The organism is Sphingobium sp. CFD-2, from assembly GCF_024611135.1.
Classification (GTDB): Bacteria; Pseudomonadota; Alphaproteobacteria; order Sphingomonadales; family Sphingomonadaceae; genus Sphingobium; species Sphingobium fuliginis.
This window is the reverse complement of the sequence record NZ_CP084405.1, coordinates 2,314,958-2,331,940: the sequence shown is the minus strand read 5'-3', so window position 1 is coordinate 2,331,940 and position 16,983 is coordinate 2,314,958. Positions and strand designations below refer to the sequence as shown.

The following is a 16,983-nucleotide window of genomic DNA, read 5'->3' as shown; positions in this document are numbered from 1 at the left end:
CGCCCATGGGAGGGGGAGTATCTGAGCCTCCCCCTTTCCGGCTTATTCCGAAACGATGCCCGGATCGCGTTCGACCGCCATGGGCAGGCGCACGATGAAGCAGGCGCCGCTTTGCGCGTCCTGGCGGTCCGCGATGCTGATCTTGCCCTGATGCCCCTCCACGATGGAGCGGGCGATGGCGAGGCCAAGGCCCGAATGCTTGCCGAACGCCTCATTTTCCGGGCGGACGCTGTGGAACCGGCGGAAGACATGCTCGCGTTCCGATTGCGGGACGCCGGGACCCTGATCCTCCACGCTGACCAGCACTTCATTGTCCGCCACGGTCGCGACGATCTGGACCAGCCCGTCATCGGGGGAGAAGGAGATCGCATTGTCGATGAGGTTGTCGAGCACGCGGATGATCCGCTGCTCCTCGCCCAGCGCAACCGCGACATTCCTGCGTGGCCGGGCGAAGGCGAGGCGCACGCCGCGAGGCACGCCGCGGGCTTCGCGGGCGACCACCATCTTCTCGATCAACAGGCCGAGGTCGATCGGCTCGAACCGGGTGCGGGAAAGCTGCGCGTCGATGCGCGAAGCTTCGGCAATGTCCGTCACCAGCCGGTCGAGCCGGCGCACATCGTCCTGCGCGATCGCCATCAGCTGGGCGCGCAGTTCCGGCTTGTCCACCCGGTCCAGCGCGTCGAGGGCGGAACGCAGGGAGGCGATGGGGTTCTTCAGCTCATGGCTGACATCGGCGGCGAAGGCGTCGGTCGCGTCGATCCGCTGGCGCAGCGCATGGCTCATGTCGGACAGGGCGCGGGCCAGCATGCCGATCTCGTCCCGCCGGTCGGGCAGGCGCGGCACCGTGACTTCGCGCGCCCGCCCCAGCCGCACGCGCACCGCCGCGCGGGCGAGGCGTTGCAGCGGCTGCACGATGGTCCGGGCCAGGAACAGGGAAAGCAGGACGGAAGCCAGCACCGCCGCCGCCAGCACCATGCCCAGGCGGAAACGCTCCGCGCGGACGGTGCGCGTGATGTCGCGGGCGTTTTCCGTCGCCAGCAGGCCGGTGCCGTCCTTCACATTGACCGCCGCGGAGATCATGAAGGTGCGGTCGGGGGCATAGCGGTTCACCGCCTGGGTGCGGCCGCTTTTGCGCGCCACGACCATTTCGGGCCATGCCTGTGCCCGGTCGACCGCCGGCTCCTCGAAATTGGGCGGGCGGTCGGCGGACACGATGCGGTCTATCACCTTGTCGAGGAAGCGGGCGACATGGCGCTGCCATTCCTCCTCGGCGGGCAGGCGCAGGCGATAGCGCGGCGCGTTCATGGCGAAGCTGTCGGCGATCAGCCGTCCTTGCGCGTCATAGCGGCGCACGCGGTCGCCGGTCTGCCGCGCATAGGCGGCGATCAGCGCGTCCTGCCGGTCCGCCGGCGCATTTTCAAGGCCAATGGCCAGCAGCTTCAATTCGCGCGCCGACTGCTCCAGCCGGTCGTCGACGATGCGCGTGCGGTAGCTGTCCAGATAGAAGAAGCCGCCCGCCAGCAGCGCCAGCGCGAACACATTGACCGCCAGGATGCGCGGGGTCAGGCTGATCCGGCCGGACCAGCTCCACCTTGCGCCCGCGTCATGCTTCTTCGGAGAAACGATAGCCGGCGCCATAGAGGGTGTCGATTGCGTTGAATTCGGGGTCGACTTCGCGGAACTTGCGGCGAAGGCGCTTGATGTGGCTGTCGATGGTGCGGTCGTCGACATAGACGTCGTCCTGATAGGCGGCATCCATCAGCTGGTTGCGGTTCTTGACCACGCCGGGGCGCGCGGCGAGCGTTTCCAGGATCAGGAATTCGGTCACGGTCAGCGTCACGTCGCGGCCCATCCATTTGACCCGGTGGCGGGCGGGGTCCATTTCCAGCCGGCCGCGCACGATCGGTTCGACCACCGGCTCGTCGGGCGCGGCATCCACCTTGCTCGCCTCCGCCCGGCGCAGGATCGCGCGGATGCGCGCGATCAGCAGCCGCTGGGAGAAAGGCTTGCTGATATAATCGTCCGCGCCCATGGCGAGGCCTAGCGCCTCGTCCAGTTCGTCGGCCTTGGACGTCAGGAAGATGACCGGCATATGGCTCTTTTCCCGCAGCCGCCGCAGCAGTTCCAACCCGTCCATGCGCGGCATCTTGATGTCGAACACGGCCAGGTCTGCGGGATTTTCTACCAGCGCCTTCAGCGCCGCCTCCGGGTCCGAATAGAGGCGCGTCAGGAACCCTTCCGTCTGCAACGCGATGGAGACGGAGGTCAGGATATTCTTGTCATCGTCCACCAGAGCGATGGTTGCGGTCATGCTGCGCCCCGAAAATCGTCGGCAATGGGAATGCCCCTGCGTTAGACGAAGGCGGCTTCCCCTGCAAGGAAGGCCGGGCGGGCGGGTTATGCGGTGTAGCCATGGGAATTCGGGATAAATGCCGGGGATGCGGGGTTTCCCGGGGTTTGACGCATCTTCTGCAAAGGCTTATGCCCGCTAGGTCTGCAGCAGATGGCGCCAAGCGGCGAAGATCGCGGCGTTGAGAGGCGGACCGGCCGTGAACATGATAAGATGGCGGCCGGACATAATGATATTCAGGAGTAAAGGCGTGCAGGCCAAATCCTCTTTCACCCTCGATCGGCAGGGCATTTCCACCAGCGCCGATCAATATTGGAATCTGGGCACCGCGCCGCTGGTCGAAGCCGCGCTTGCCAATGGCGAGGGCATATTGGCCAAGGACGGCCCGCTGGTGGTCAAGACCGGCAAGCATACCGGGCGGTCGGCAAGCGACAAGTTCATCGTCAGGGACGCGGAAACCGAATCCACCGTCTGGTGGGGCAAGACCAACGTGCCCATGACGCCGGAGCATTTCGCTGCGCTGAAGGCCGATTTCTTCGCCGCCCTGGGGCAGAAGGACAAGCTGTACATTGCCGATCTGTTCGGCGGATCGCAGCCTGAGCATCGCGTCAACGTGCGGATCATCAACGAATTCGCCTGGCATAACCTCTTCATCCGCACGCTGCTGGTCCGTCCGGGCGCGGAGGAGCTGGCGGATTTCGCGCCTGAATATACGATCATCGACCTGCCCACCTTCCAGGCCGATCCGGCCCGTCACGGCACCCGCAGCGAGACGGTGATCGCGGTCAACTTCACCGAGAAGCTGATCCTGATCGGCGGCACGCGCTATGCCGGCGAGATGAAGAAGTCGGTCTTCGGCATCCTCAACTATCTGCTGCCGACGCGGGGCGTGATGCCGATGCACTGTTCGGCCAATATCGGCCCGAACGGCGACACGGCGGTCTTCTTCGGCCTGTCGGGCACGGGCAAGACCACCCTGTCGGCCGATGCCAGCCGCACGCTGATCGGGGATGACGAGCATGGCTGGTCGGACACCGCCGTCTTCAATTTCGAGGGCGGCTGCTACGCCAAGATGATCAACCTGTCGGCCGAGGCCGAGCCGGAGATCTTCGCCACCACCAAGCGGTTCGGCACGGTGCTGGAAAATGTCGTGATCGACGAGGAAACCCGCGAGATCGACCTGGACGACAACAGCCTGGCCGAGAACAGCCGGGGTTCCTACCCGATCGACTTCATCCCGAATGCGTCGGAGAAGAATCTGGGGCCGGTGCCGAAGAACATCATCTTCCTGACCGCCGATGCTTACGGGGTTTTACCGCCGATCGCGCGGCTGACGCCGGACCAGGCCATGTATCATTTCCTTTCGGGCTATACCGCGCGCGTCGCCGGGACGGAGATCGGCGTGACGGAGCCGTCCGCGACCTTCTCCACCTGCTTCGGCGCGCCGTTCATGCCGCGTCACCCTTCCGTTTACGGCAACCTGCTGAAGGAACGGATCAACAAGGGCGGCGTGACCTGCTGGCTGGTCAACACCGGCTGGACCGGGGGCAAATATGGCGTCGGCAAGCGCATGCCGATCAAGGTGACGCGGGCCCTGCTGAACGCGGCGCTCGACGGCAGCCTCAACAACGCCGAATTCCGCACCGATCCCAATTTCGGCTTCCAGGTGCCGGTTGCGGTTCCGGGCGTGGATTCGACCATACTCGATCCGCGCGCGACCTGGCCCGACAAGGCGGCCTATGACGAAACCGCCGGCAAGCTGGTCAAGCAGTTCGTCGACAATTTCGCCCAGTTCGAGGATCATGTCGATGCGTCGGTGCGCGACGCGGCGCTGACGGCGGCCTGACAGGCCCGCATTTCGTAACGACAGGGGCCGGAGCGATCTTCCGGCCTCTTTCGCTTCCCGTCGGCGGGACGGAATGCTATCCTGCATCAAACTTCAGCGGGATATGAGCTATGGCACTGTTCGACGATTTGCTGGGCAATATGGGTGGCCTGGAGGCGGTTGCCGCGAAGATCGGCCTTCAGCCCGACCAGATGCAGGCCTTGATGAGCGAAATCGGCGGCAAGATCGCTTCGGGCGAGACCGATGTCGCCGCGCTGGCGACCACGGCCGCCGAACATGGCGTGTCGGCGGACAAGTTGCAGGAGCTGTTCGCCCATTTCGGCGGCCCGGAAGCCATATTGGCGAAGATCGGCGGCCTGTTCGACCGGGATGGCGACGGCAATCCGCTCAACGAACTGGGCGGGCTGGCCAAAGGTCTTTTCGGCTGATCCGCCGTCCCGGCGCACGCTGGGATGACGGATTTTGCGGAAATGGCCGGGCATACCCCGGATTGGGTATGCTTTTGGATAGATAAGCGATTATGAGCTTGCTGCGGGAAGGGCGTGTCGGCGCTCCGGGAGCAGGGGAAAATCATGATGATGGGGGATATGCTGCGCGGCAGCGCCGCCATTGCAGCGATATTGAGCAGCAACGCGCAGGCGCAGAGCCAATTTCTGTCCGGTGAATGGATGCAGGACGGGGCCTGCGTGCCCAGCTACCGTGCGCTGAATGCGCCGGAGACGCGCAATCTTCCCTGCTGCGTTCCGGCGCGTCGCGCGGTGCCGCCGCTTTGCCCGCGGTCCTGATCCGCGCGGATGATCGCCAGCTTTCGCACGGACAAGTTTTTTTCGCCTTGCCTTGGAACGTCCCAAGGGGCATTCGCGCTGCATAGCTTATTGCGAAGCCCACGCAACTGACGCTCTTACCCGCGACAGTCGCCCTGGATTTGGCAGGGGAAAAGGTTTTGAACGACGTGACGATCGAAAAGCCGGTGCTGGAACCGACCGGCGCGCTTTCAGTGGAAACCGTGCTGTCGGTGCGGCATTGGAACGAACATCTGTTCAGTTTCCGCATCACGCGGCCGGCCAGCTTCCGCTTCCGGTCGGGCGAGTTCGTGATGATCGGTTTGCAGGGCGACAATGGCAAGCCGCTGCTGCGCGCCTATTCGGTCGCCAGCCCCGCCTGGGACGAGGAACTGGAGTTCCTGTCGATCAAGGTGCAGGACGGGCCGCTGACGTCCAAACTGCAACTGATCCAGCCCGGCGACCAGATCTATCTGGGGCGCAAGCCGACCGGCACGCTCGTCACGGACGCGCTGCTGCCGGGCAAGCGGCTGTTCATGCTGTCGACCGGCACGGGCCTGGCGCCCTTCCTCAGCCTGGCGCGCGATCCGGACGTCTATGAATTTTACGAGCAGGTCGTGGTGGTCCATTCGGTCCGCCGGGTGAGCGACCTTGCCTTCCATGACGAGCTGTCGGGCAAGCTGGCGGACGACCCGCTGGTGGCCGAGCAGGCGGCCAGCCAGTTCCATTATGTGCCGACCGTGACGCGCGAACCCTTCCGCAACAACGTCCGCATCGACAAGCTGGTGGAAACGGGCGCGCTGTTCGAAGGGATTGCAGGCGAGCCGAAGTTCAATCCCGAGACCGACCGGATCATGATGTGCGGCAGCATGGAGATGATCAAGCAGTTCGGCGCCTATTTCGAGGAACAGGGCTTTGCCGAGGGCTCCAACGCCGCGCCCGGCGCCTATGTTATCGAGCGCGCCTTCGTAGGTTGATCGCCTGCGGCATCGGCAAGGGAAGGGCTGGCGGCGATGCCGGCCCTTCTGCTTTTCCGTGGATGGTCTTCATGATGGGGGCAGGCGGCGCAAGGCCGGCATCGCAACGGCGCCAGACGATGTCATCGCAATGAACCGGCTGCGACCCGAGGCTTTGCTTCTGGCCGGTCCATATCCTTGTTTCCCTTTCCCGTGCCGATGGCAAGATGATCATCGTCCATTATGAACGGTTTATCGGATATGCTCCGGCGTCCGCGCATGGCCCCCGCGGCGAGTCGCGCCCGGGATGCGGCTCCATTCGGCCGTTGCGGCAGCGGGCGATTCGGCAAAGCGGTCGATTTTTCGGTGGAACATCGCGATAAGCAGTCCACCTCCGGCGTAGGAAGGGGCGACGGCGCGATTTGTGGAGATGCGGGCAGACAGTGCGAAGGCGGCCTACACCGCCTTCCTGAGCTATAATCACAGGGACGTTCGGGCCGCGCGCGGGCTGCAACGGCGGCTGGAATCCTATCGGCTGCCCAAGGGCGCCATGCGATCCGACGGCGAGCGGCGGCTTGGCCCGATCTTCCGCGACCGCGACGAATTGCCTGCCGCGGCCGACCTGTCGGAGGCGGTGAAGCAGGCGCTTTCCCGATCGGCGGCTTTGGTGGTCCTGTGTTCGCCCCATGCGGCGGCTTCGCCCTGGGTGGACAAGGAAATCCGCCTGTTCCGCTTCCTCCATCCCGACCGGCCGATCCTGGCGGCGATCATCGAAGGCGAACCGGAAGAGGCCTTTCCGCCTGCGCTGCAGGACGGTGGCGAACCGCTTGCCGCCGACCTTCGGCGGGAGGGCGACGGCGTTCGGCTGGGCACCCTGAAGATCATTGCCGGGCTGGCCGGGATCGGCCTGGACCGGCTGGTGCAGCGCGATGCGCAGCGGCGCGTCCGGCGCGTGACGGCTGTCACGCTGGCCCTGATGCTGGTCATGCTAGCTTTTCTCGCGCTGTCGATTGCGGCCTTGCAAGCGCAGCGGGAAGCGGAGCGGCAACGCGCCGAAGCAGAAGGGATCATCGAATTCATGCTGACCGATTTGCGGGAACGTCTGCGCAGCGTCGGTCGCCTGGATGCCCTGACCGTCGTCAACGACCGGGCGATGAACTATTATCGCGACCAGGGCGACCTCGACGATTTGCCGGACGACAGTCTGGAGAGGCGGGCGCGCATCCTTCAGGCGATGGGGGAGGACGACATCGCGCGCGGCAGCCTGCCGGCGGCGCGGCGCAAGTTCGAGGAAGCGCATCGCACCACCACCGCTCTGCTGGACGACGATCCCCAGCGGCCCGAATGGATCTTCGTCCACGCGCAGAGCGAATTCTGGATCGGGCAGGTCGATCAGCTATCCGGGCAGGCCGACGCCGCGCTCAGGCATTATCGGGCCTATCTGCATTGGGCCCGCCAGCTTTTCCGGTATCAGCCCCAGGCGGCGCGCAGCTTCACGGAAATGGGCTATGCGCTCAGCAACATCGCTTCGGTCCAATGGGAATCGAAGAACGACCATGACGATGCGATCCGGAATTATGCGAAGTCGCTCTACTGGTTCCAGCGGGCGCAGCAGGCCGATCCCGGATCGCTCAACATTCGCATGGAAGTGGCCGAACGCCATGCGCGGCTGGCCGACGTGCATTTCGACCGCCGCGACTTCCGCGCGTCGGAGCAGCATCGGCTGGAGCAACTGAGGCTGCTCGAACCCTTGCGGCGGGAAGATCCGCAAAATGGCGACATCGCCTATGACACTCTGGTGGCGACCCGTTCGCTTGCGCGGATCGCGTTCGAGACCGGTGAGACGGCCAAGGCGGTCAGGCTGCTGCGCGATGCGCGGAGCCAGTCTTCGGCGCTGCGCCAGCGCGATCCGGAGAACCAGAACTGGTTCGAGCAGCATTTGCGGCTGCTGATGGATGCAGCCGAGGTGGCGAGGGCGCGCCACCAGGGCGCGGAGGTCCACCGACTGGTCGACCAGGCCCGTCGGATCATGCATGATGCAAGTCCGACGGCCGCGGCGGACCCGGCATTTCGGGCTACGTCGATCCGGCGTCTGGATGCTATAGCACAGTCGAATGACAGGGCTTCGGCAAAGGGGGAGTGAATGCTGCCTTACGGGAACAGTGTCAGGACCATCGGCCCCGGCGACAAGATCGATCATGTCACCCTGCTCTCCATTCGCGTGCGGGAAGGCGCGTGGAATGTCAGCCGCTGGTTCGCGCCGATCTGCGAACGCGGACTGCAGGCCACGGAGGCGCGCCTGCTGAAGATGGCGCAGTCCCGCGACCCCGCGCAATATCCCGAATTCAGGGGCTATGGGTTCGAGAACATCGCCTTCGTCGAATATATGTGCTTCTTCACCATCATATTGGATGCGCCCGGCTACGGCTTCCATGACGGAAAGGACACCGATCCGATCTGGTTCGTGGAGAAGAAGGAAAACAGTTCGCTGCCCCCGCCGCCCGCGCCGGTGGCGCCCAACCGCAGCTTCTACGACCTGGAGATGACCGACATCGGCGGCTATCCGGCGCTGCGCTGCCGCAACTACATGTGCAACGGCTATACCGGCGAACCGTTGAAGGAAGGGGAGGAGCAGGGCTTCATCTTCAATCTCTATATTCGCGGCCGTTATGAACATGGCGGCGATTCGGGGGTTGTCCTGGCGATCGATCCCGACGGCGTCAGCAAGGGACCGCGGAAATAGGATCGCGCGAATCCGGTGGCGGCGGACGGGCGCTTGTGGGACAAGGCGGGAAATGATCAGGCCGCAGCTTAACAGCATCACGCGATTGGCCCGGGCGGGCGCGCTGGAACAGGCCTGGACCACATTCCATGCCGCCGGCCTGTCGCCGCAATCGGACGACCCGGATGTGCTGACGGTTTACGGACGCCTGCTGAAGGACCGCGCGGCGGGGGAGAGCGGCGCGGCGCGGGAAGAATTGCTGAACCGGGCCATCACCGCCTATGAGCGTGCTTCCGCCCTTTCGCATGCGACCTATCCGTTGATCAACGCGGCGACGCTGGCCTATGTCGCAGGGCGGCACGAGGCGGCGGTGACGCTGGCCAATGCCGTGATGACGCTGCTCGACGATCCGCTGCGCGCCGCCGAGACGCCCTATTGGATCGATGCGACGCGGGCCGAAGCGCTGCTGCTGCTGGGCCGGACCCAGGATGCCGAACGGATGCTGCGGCAGGCCATCGGGCATCAGCCCGAAGCGTGGGAAGACCATGCCTCCACGCTGCGACAGTTCGCGATGATCCTGGCGGAGGCGGGACGGCCGGCGGACTGGCTGGACCGTCACCGTCCGGCTTCGCCGCTCTATTTCGAAGGAATATTGGGCCTTGCAGCCGATGACGCCCAGGCGGCTCACACGATTGCCGGGGCGGTGGATGCATTGGCCCCTTCCATGGTGATCGGGGCGCTGGCCGCCGGGGCGGACATATTGGTGGCGGAGGCGGCCATTGAGGCGGGCCGCCAGCTGCATGTCGTTCTGCCCTGTCCGGCCGAACTGTTCCGGGCGGCGTCGGTCGATCCTTTCGGTCCGGCATGGGCCGATCGGTTCGATGCGTTGATGGGAAGGGCGGTGTCGGTCAGGGAAATGGACGACTGGCAACCGCTCAGCAATGCATCCGTCGAGGTGTCGAGGCAGGCCGCCATGGGGCTAGCCCTGTGCGAGGCCAAGCGCCTGCAATCCTCCGCCCGCGCCTTGCAGATCGTCGGGCGGGGCGAGGAGGGGGGAGGCGACATGGCAGGCTGGGAAGCGCTGGGGCTTCGGCTGGATCGGCTGGCGCTGGAACGGAGCAACGCCGCTCAGGTCGCCCTGTCGCCGGAGGCGGAAGTCGTGGCGCTGATCGCCGTTCCGGAATCCCTGCCCTTCCACTTCGGCGGGGATGCGACGCTCTTGATCGGGCAGGAGGGGCAGCATGCCTATGGCCAGTCTTCCCTTGCCGACGCGGCCCACAGGGCCGCTGCTTTGCGCGGCGACCATCCCGAGGCCCGGCTGGCGCTGGATTACCGCGCCCTGGCCGACACGCAGGACGGGCGCTGGGATCGTGCGCTCATGATCGCCGCCGCGGACCTGGAGGGGGCGGTGGCGTTGAGCGAGTCGGCCGCCCTTGCCCTTGCCCTGCACGCGCCGGAGGCGAATGTGCAGCCGATGGGCGACATCAGGACGGCGTCGGGCGACCTGGCGCTTTATGGCCTGTTTCCCTGAGCCTGGGGGAATCGCCTCTTTCTGGTCCGCGCTGAGTCCTTCGACAAGCTGAGGGCGAACGGATGTTGAGCGGCTCCGGTTCATCGGACGTTGCTCAGGATGTGCGAGGATCCGGCTTCCGCGACCGGGAGGAGAATCGGCGCTTGCAGGCCCGATCTCCGCATGGCGTGGTCCGGGCAGGCTTCAGGCTATCAATTCGGCGAGCAGGCGCGGCGCCAGTATCTCCAGCGCCTCGTCTGTCCGGCTGACGATGCCCCGCCGCAGCAGATGCGCAATGGCCCGGGATGTCGTCTCCCGCGTGGTATGCACCGACAGCGCCAGCGCGGACAGCACGGGCGGCGGCTCGATGCGGTTGGAGGCGCCCGCAAGGCGCAGCAGTTCGGCATAGACCCGGCCATTCGCCGTCAAAGTGGTTCTGGCGGCCATGCGGTCCAGCATCACGTCCAACTGCCGCGCGAACAGCAGGCTGAGGCCATGGGCTATATCCGCGCTGTGCCGCGCCAGGTCCACCAATGCCGAGGTTTCGATGCAGAGGAGATGGAGCGAACCCTGCGCGACGATGTCGCTGCGCAGCGCCGCCGGTTCGGGATAGCTGCCGAAGATTTCGCCCGGCCCGTGGGAAGCGAGCAAGGTCAACTGGCCATCGGCCGAGTTGATCTGGGCCTGGGCGGCGCCCTCCACGACCACCCAGCAATGATCGGCCAGGTCGCCCTGATGCGCGACGACGGCCTTGTGCGGAAAAACCATGTCGCGAACGGCGGACGCCAGAGCCTCGGCACCTGCCTGCCCACATGAAAACACGCTTCTGATAACGGCCAGCCGTTCCGTCTCAAGCAAGCTCTTCCCCCAAAAACCATGTGGGCCAGCGCGGTCGAACCTACCGGCTGATGGCTCTCAAAAAAAGGCCCAGCAGCGCGAAGGCTGCCGGGCCCTGAGTTGGAAATCAGGCAAGCCTGAGTTCCTCGGGTCGCGGGCGGAACAATAAGCGCCTCTTCCCATCTTGCGCGTGACGTGCATCACGCTTCGTCGATCTCCGACAAAGGCGTTGGGCGGGAGAAGGCGCCCACCATGCTCAGCTTGACGCCGGCCCGTATACGCTGCCCTAATAGGTGACGGTCACCGTCAGCGTGTCGAGATAGCCGGCGCCGGCCGCCACATTCTGTCCCGCCGGGATGCGGCCGTAGACGGTGACGCTGTCGTTGAACACCAGCAATGCCAGGACGGCGCGCGTGACGTTGACCGATCCGCCGGTGCCGTTGCCCCATATCTGCGTGCGTGCGGCGTTGGTGTAGAGGTTGTAGTTGAGGGCAGCGGCGCCCCTTCGCAGCGTGCGTGGCGCGAAGCTGCCGGAACTGCCGGCGCTGATGTCGATCGTGTAGGAGCCGGCCAGCGCCACCAGAAGATCGCAATGGACGTTGATCGTACCCGTCGCGTCCGTCGCGGTGGGGGAGAGCGGATTATAGTTGCCGAAGCTGATGCCGGTGGCGGTGACCGTGCAGGAGCAGCCGGCCAGACCGTTGCAGGCGGCCTGGGCAGGGCTTGGCTGCATCAGGAACAGGATGGCCGTCAGCAGCGGCAGGGCCGTCAGGGCTTGAGCGCGCCGCCTCATGGCGCCGGCTCCCGCTGGAAGGCGCAGGCGACGGGGCCGATGCGGGGCAGCGTGTCGCGCGGCGCGATGCCTGTCACGATCGCCTTGCAGACGCTACCGCCCGTGTCGATCTCCAGCACCATCCCTTCGCGGAGATTGCGCACGAAAATTTCTCCGCCGAAGCCGACGAACAGCGTCTCGCCGCCGTCGGTGCGTACGTTCGCGCCGGCTGCGACCGGCTTGCCGTCGGCGGTGGCGACGACCACCGTGCCCGGCCGGTCCTGCTCGACCGGGAAGCGGGCATGGGCCGCGCCCCTGATCCGCGGAACGACGATCATCGTGTCGTCGGGCAGCCGCACGTCCAGCGGCAGGTCGGACGGCGCCAGCGAAATCCGGTTCGCCTCATAGGGTCGCAGGTCCGGAACAATGGCGATGCCCCGCCGGTCGGTGCGCGCGACGGGGCGGTTTTCCTGATAGATGCGCACATTGCCCTGCCCCGGCACCTCGACCACGCCAAAGCCATTTTCGATCCGCCGGGAGGCATGGATGCTGCCGGCCGCGAGCATGACCCCGCCGCTCGCGAGCAGCCTCAGGCCCGTCTTGCCCCGGAAGCGGGCCGCCTCCAGGCTCAGCTCGCCCGTGGAGCCGCGCCAGTTCATTTCCGCCTGCTGCCGGTCGTTTTCGCCCTCGCTGCCCGCCAGGCGGTAGCCCCAGCCGCCCGAAAGCGGCGCCGTCCGCCGGATTTCCGCCAGGCGGTTGCGATTGTCGCCCTGCGCATAGACGCTGGTCCGCGTGCCCAGGGGAATGGTGAGGCCAAGGCCGACGACCGCCTCCGGTTCCCGGCCCGCCATGTCGCTGCGGATGGCGAACAGGCTCATATAGGCGCGGCTGCCGATCCCGACGCTGTAATTGGCCGATCCGATCCTCGCCCGGTTGCCGTCGCCATATTCAAGGTCGGTCCAGGTCACGACCATGCTGCCCAGATCGCCGAGCGACGCCCCGGCCGACGCCTGGAACTGCCGCGCGATGCGGTCCGCCGGGCGGTCTATGCCGATCTGGTCGAAGCGATCCGACGCACGCTGATAGCTGAACGCGATGTTCCAGCGCGGGGTGATGCGCGCGAAGGAGGCGCGATAGAGGCCGCCGCTCCCCTCCCTCCCGAGCGATCCCGCCAAAGCGAGGCTGAATTCCCCGAGCAGCGGCCAGACGAACGACAGGCCGCCGCCCAGCATTTGCACGTCGCCGCTCGCCTCCGCCCGGGCATCCACGGTCAGCCAGTCCGTCAGGCCGCGCCTGTAGCTGCCCGCGGCGAAGGCGGTGCCGTAGCTGAAGCTGGCAATGCCATAGTCGCGCCGTTCCGCCCCGGCCTCGAACGACCAGGCGGACAGCCCGGCGCTGAGCAGCCGGGGGCTGACATAATAGGGCGTGCGCACGCGCCGTTCGACCCCCATGGCGTCGCGCACGACCAGCGTCACCTCGCCCGCGCCCGTCACCAGAGGCACCTGATCGATGGAGAAGGGCCCCTGATCGACGTCCGACTGGAAGCGCACGGCATTGTTCACGAGCAGTTCGACATTGGAGGGCACGGCGGTGCGGCCGAGAAAGGCGGGGGTGGGAAAGGTGATGAGGGTGGGACTGAGTCCGAATTCGGTGCCGTAGCGAACGCCGCCATAGCGTATCTGGCGGCCCCAGTCGGGGCTGGTCGTGACGGTATCGCCCAGGATCAGTCGGCGGAGATCCTGGGGATCGTCGCGGATGAAATAGCTGTCGAGCCGCACGACGCCGTTGCCGATGCCGCTGCTCTGCCCGACCGTCATGCTGTTGGCGAACAGGCCCCAATCGTCCGACAGGCCGGCTTCCAGGAAGGCGGAGGAGGCCAGTTCGTCCTGATGGGAGACCGACAGGTCGTAATTGAGGAAGGCGGCGAAGGTGCCGGCTGTGGGCAGCAGCCTGCCGGCCGATCCGGAAAGCCGCTGCACCGCGAACCGTTCGGCGGGTACGGTCAGGTCAAGCTGCTGGCTGGCCGCATCGAAGGAGGGCGTGATGAAGGAGGGGAGGGGGACCAGCGCCTCTCCGTCGATCGTCACGGGCGGGGCATCGGGGCGGATCTTCCAGCGTTCGAGGTCCGCGGCCTTCAGGAACCAGGCATCGCCGCGCCGCCCGGCCAGTATCTCGCCCTCCTGCGCCTGGCCGTTGACCAGAAGCCGGACCAGCATCAGCGAGGGCCCGTCGCCGTCTTCCCCGGCGGCCGGCGGCGATCCATGGCCGGGGGGAGCCTGGGCGGCGGCGGGGCGGGACAGGAGGCAGAGCGCGACCATGGCCCCTTCAAGGGCGCGCGACTTCACGGGGCCGCTCCTCTGCAACGATCTCCGCGGCGACATCCGCCTGATCGGTCATCGCGTCGAGTTTCAGGGTCTGGCCGGAAGCGATGGATGCGGCAGTGTCGAGGACGACCTGCTGCGAGGAGCCGGGGAGCAGATAGACCGACATGTCCTGCCGGGCCACTTGCGGACCGCCCTTGCGCGACAGGATCAGGCGGTTGATCTGCACATGGGCGTTGCCTTCGTTGCGGATGGCGAAGGTCATCTGGCGCGGTCCGCTGGGCCAGGCGCGCCAGACCAGCCTGCCCGACCCGCGAGCCGGGGGCACGAAGATCGGAATGCTGATCCGCAGGAGCGTCTGGACGGTTCCGGCGGGAACCGCGCGGGTGCCGGGCACCTCCTCCAGGATCACGCGATAGCTCTTCTCCGCAGCGCCTGTTCCCGTCCTGAGGCCGAAGCGGGCGATCTGCACGGCGCCGGGCCGCACCTCGAACAGGGCGGGATTGGCGAGCACGTCGCGGGTCTCCTCCAGCACGTCTTCGCCCTTTTCCTGCCGCCAGCCATAGACGCGGAGCTGGACGCGGGCGCTTTCCTTGCTGCTGTTCTCTATCGCCATGGTCTGCACCGGTTCCGCCGGCGTCAGCACGACGCGCACCGGGAAGACCTTGAGCCCCGCCGCCTGCACGGGCGGCGCAGAGAGCATCGCCGCCGCTGCCGCAACGCTTGCATATCCCCTGTTCATCTTTTCGCGCTTCAGTAGTTGACGGTTACGGTGACCGTATCGGCATAGCCGCCCGCCGGCACATTCTGGCTTGGCGGGATGCGGCCATAGACGGTGAGCGTGCTGGGCAGCACCGGTGCGGTGGTGGCCGGCGGCGTGTCGGTGCCCGGCGTGTTGCCCCAATTGTTCGTGCGCGTCGTCTCCCGGAAGAGGCCATAGTTGAGGAGGTTGGCGCCGTTGACCATCTTCCGGCTGGTGACGGTGGCGCCGCTCGACGTGCCCGCGTTCAGGCCGACGGTGAAGGACGTGCCGACCGTGCACAGCACCGAAAGCGTGGTCGTGGCATCGAGCGGCGTGGCCGATGTGGGATCGTAGTTTCCGAAGCTGAGGGGGTTCGCCGTCACGGCGCAGGCAGTGAGGACGGTCGCCGTCACCGGGAATGTCGTCGTCGTCTGCGCCGCCTGCGCGGCGTCCGGCAAAGCCATTCCGAATATCAGCAGCCCGGCCAGATGGCCTTTGCCATACCGCTTCATGCGCATCTCCTGTAACGCATCCTGCGCCCTGTTCTGGCTATAGGCGCACTCCATGAGCATCGCGGGACCGGCTGCAGCATGTCTGTCCCGATGCCGGTCGTCGCGAGGGAGGAAACGGCGGAAGGCGCGAAGTTGTTCCGATTATTCCAAGGCTTAGGTTAAAATGATACCTCGATATAGCGGGTGGCGGCAGGGGATGCGCCTTGCCCCGCGTGCGCCGGTTCCGCGCCATGGCCGGGAGCGGGCGAAGTCGTGGCCTTTCCGGCCATGTATATCCGGGGGCGCTGGCCGGATATGCAATCCACCCGCAGGCCCTCCACGGTGCATGGGGCCACGACCACGGCGCCGACGGCCATGCGCTGCTTCGCTTCGGCGGCATGGACGCTTCCGGTTGAGCCAAGTGCAAGCATGGCCAGAGCCGTGGCGGATTTCATCGGGCTGTGGGTGGGCATGTCGTTCCTTCCTCCCTATAGACGACCGGGCAGGTCGTCCATTTAGCCTGTATCGACATTCAGCCCTGGCAGCCTGCAAATAGCGCCTGTTCGCGCTTCCGGCGCTGCCCATGCCTTAAATACGCGCCATTCAGGGATGCACGTCACTCATTGGAGGATCACGAAAAACCGGCATTTTCGGCTCGTCCTCTTCTGAATGTCGATACGGGCCGCCGGCGATCTTCGGGGCCGCATGCGCAGCGGCCTTGCAAAGGGAAGGCAGGCGGGGCATTGCACGGCGTCACCGCGCAATGGACGCCATGCTGGTTTACGTCGCGATTGATCTTGAAATGCGACAGGAACGGCATGGATCGCAACGACGCCTCGCCAAAGCGGCCCCACCGCCAGCGGCCGCCCGGCCATGAGCCGCAGGGCAGGCCGGCCGGGATCATCGGACAAGGGCAATCCCCCGCCGCCCGGCGAGGCCGCCCGCCGATAGAAATGGTGGATGTCGCGGACATTCCCGGCGGCGGCCAGCTGCACCTGCTCAAATGCGGCAAGGAATATTCCATCCAGTTCGGTCGCGACGAGTTGATGGGCAGTCAGGACCATGTTTCGGAAATGGCGCTGGCCACGCTGACGAGCGAGCGTCTCGACAGGAAGGACGGTCATGTCCTGGTGGGGGGACTGGGCATGGGCTTCACGCTGGACGCCGTGCTGGGTTCCTGGACCTGCGACGCGCTCGTGACGGTCGCGGAACTGGTGCCGCAGATACTGGTGTGGGCCAAGGGGCCGCTGGCGCATCTGTTCAGGGACAATCTCGCGGACCCGCGCGTCAGCGTTCGGGTCGTCGACGTCTATGACATCATCATGGAGGGGCCGGATCGTTTCGACGCCATCTTGCTGGATGTCGACAACGGTCCGGACGGTTTCATCACGTCGCGCAACGACCGGCTCTATTCGCATGCCGGACTCTCCGCCGCCTATGACGCCTTGCGGCCGGGCGGGCTGTTGTCCGTCTGGTCCTCCTATTCCGACGATTGCTTCGCGGGGCGGCTGGAGGAATCGGGTTTCGACGTCGATGAGATCGTCCTGCCGGCCTATATCGGCAGCACGGAACGCTGGCACAATATCTGGTTTGCCGCCAAGCCGGGCCCGGCCATCCGGAAAGCAGCCGCTTCGCGCTGAAAGCGGCTCAGTCG

16 protein-coding genes are annotated in these 16,983 nt (G+C 66.1%); 8 read left to right on the top strand and 8 right to left on the bottom strand.

Features of this window, described 5'->3' with window-relative positions; genetic code table 11:
* Positions 1-42: 42 nt before the first annotated feature.
* Positions 43-1,638 carry a stimulus-sensing domain-containing protein gene (locus tag LDB29_RS11485; RefSeq protein WP_025547574.1) on the bottom strand — a complete coding sequence of 532 codons (1,596 nt, stop codon included), beginning with the start codon at positions 1,636-1,638 and terminating at the stop codon, positions 43-45.
* A complete protein-coding gene (locus LDB29_RS11480; protein ID WP_025547572.1) occupies positions 1,604-2,311 on the bottom strand; it encodes a response regulator transcription factor in 708 nt (235 codons plus the stop codon). The genes LDB29_RS11485 and LDB29_RS11480 overlap by 35 nt, the downstream gene beginning before the upstream one ends.
* Positions 2,312-2,600: 289 nt before the next feature.
* Here LDB29_RS11480 and LDB29_RS11475 point away from each other — a divergent pair, with 289 nt between their 5' ends.
* The 7 genes from LDB29_RS11475 to LDB29_RS11445 all read left to right on the top strand — a co-directional run bounded on the left by LDB29_RS11475 (position 2,601) and on the right by LDB29_RS11445 (position 10,187).
* Positions 2,601-4,196, top strand: coding sequence for a phosphoenolpyruvate carboxykinase (locus LDB29_RS11475; protein WP_025547570.1), 1,596 nt, complete (start codon positions 2,601-2,603; stop codon positions 4,194-4,196).
* A 110-nt stretch (positions 4,197-4,306) separates the two neighbouring features.
* A complete protein-coding gene (locus tag LDB29_RS11470; protein ID WP_025547568.1) occupies positions 4,307-4,624 on the top strand; it encodes a hypothetical protein in 318 nt (105 codons plus the stop codon).
* Positions 4,625-4,768: 144 nt separating this feature from the next.
* Entirely contained in the window at positions 4,769-4,981 is a 213-nt protein-coding gene (locus LDB29_RS11465; RefSeq protein ID WP_226870181.1) for a hypothetical protein, read from the top strand.
* A gap of 158 nt (positions 4,982-5,139) precedes the next feature.
* A complete protein-coding gene (locus LDB29_RS11460; RefSeq protein WP_025547564.1) occupies positions 5,140-5,955 on the top strand; it encodes a ferredoxin--NADP reductase in 816 nt (271 codons plus the stop codon).
* Positions 5,956-6,364: 409 nt separating this feature from the next.
* On the top strand, positions 6,365-8,077 hold the full coding sequence (locus LDB29_RS11455) for a toll/interleukin-1 receptor domain-containing protein (RefSeq protein WP_099185641.1): 1,713 nt from the start codon (positions 6,365-6,367) through the stop codon (positions 8,075-8,077).
* Entirely contained in the window at positions 8,078-8,677 is a 600-nt protein-coding gene (locus LDB29_RS11450; protein ID WP_025547563.1) for a hypothetical protein, read from the top strand. It abuts the gene before it with no gap.
* Between the two features lie 52 nt (positions 8,678-8,729).
* Positions 8,730-10,187 carry a TRAFs-binding domain-containing protein gene (locus tag LDB29_RS11445; RefSeq protein ID WP_099185642.1) on the top strand — a complete coding sequence of 486 codons (1,458 nt, stop codon included), beginning with the start codon at positions 8,730-8,732 and terminating at the stop codon, positions 10,185-10,187.
* Between the two features lie 183 nt (positions 10,188-10,370).
* Here the strand turns inward: LDB29_RS11445 and LDB29_RS11440 are convergent, their stop codons facing one another.
* From LDB29_RS11440 to LDB29_RS11415, 6 genes are all read right to left on the bottom strand, one after another.
* Positions 10,371-11,024, bottom strand: a complete 654-nt coding sequence (locus tag LDB29_RS11440) for a Crp/Fnr family transcriptional regulator (protein ID WP_025547559.1) — start codon at positions 11,022-11,024, stop codon at positions 10,371-10,373.
* A 265-nt stretch (positions 11,025-11,289) separates the two neighbouring features.
* The gene (locus LDB29_RS11435; protein WP_025547557.1) at positions 11,290-11,796 is read right to left on the bottom strand and encodes a spore coat U domain-containing protein; all 507 of its coding nucleotides are present in this window, start codon (positions 11,794-11,796) and stop codon (positions 11,290-11,292) included.
* Positions 11,793-14,120: a fimbria/pilus outer membrane usher protein gene (locus LDB29_RS11430; protein WP_255308829.1), complete on the bottom strand. Its 2,328-nt coding sequence runs from the start codon at positions 14,118-14,120 to the stop codon at positions 11,793-11,795. Before LDB29_RS11430 ends, LDB29_RS11435 begins: the two co-directional genes overlap by 4 nt.
* The gene (locus LDB29_RS11425) at positions 14,101-14,838 is read right to left on the bottom strand and encodes a molecular chaperone (protein WP_025547555.1); all 738 of its coding nucleotides are present in this window, start codon (positions 14,836-14,838) and stop codon (positions 14,101-14,103) included. Before LDB29_RS11425 ends, LDB29_RS11430 begins: the two co-directional genes overlap by 20 nt.
* A gap of 11 nt (positions 14,839-14,849) precedes the next feature.
* Positions 14,850-15,350 carry a spore coat U domain-containing protein gene (locus tag LDB29_RS11420; RefSeq protein WP_082166166.1) on the bottom strand — a complete coding sequence of 167 codons (501 nt, stop codon included), beginning with the start codon at positions 15,348-15,350 and terminating at the stop codon, positions 14,850-14,852.
* 158 nt (positions 15,351-15,508) lie between these two features.
* Positions 15,509-15,802 carry a hypothetical protein gene (locus LDB29_RS11415; protein ID WP_128830691.1) on the bottom strand — a complete coding sequence of 98 codons (294 nt, stop codon included), beginning with the start codon at positions 15,800-15,802 and terminating at the stop codon, positions 15,509-15,511.
* A 480-nt stretch (positions 15,803-16,282) separates the two neighbouring features.
* On the opposite strand from LDB29_RS11415, the gene LDB29_RS11410 reads away from it, so the two are divergent.
* Entirely contained in the window at positions 16,283-16,969 is a 687-nt protein-coding gene (locus LDB29_RS11410; protein ID WP_373278215.1) for a spermidine synthase, read from the top strand.
* Positions 16,970-16,983: the final 14 nt, after the last annotated feature.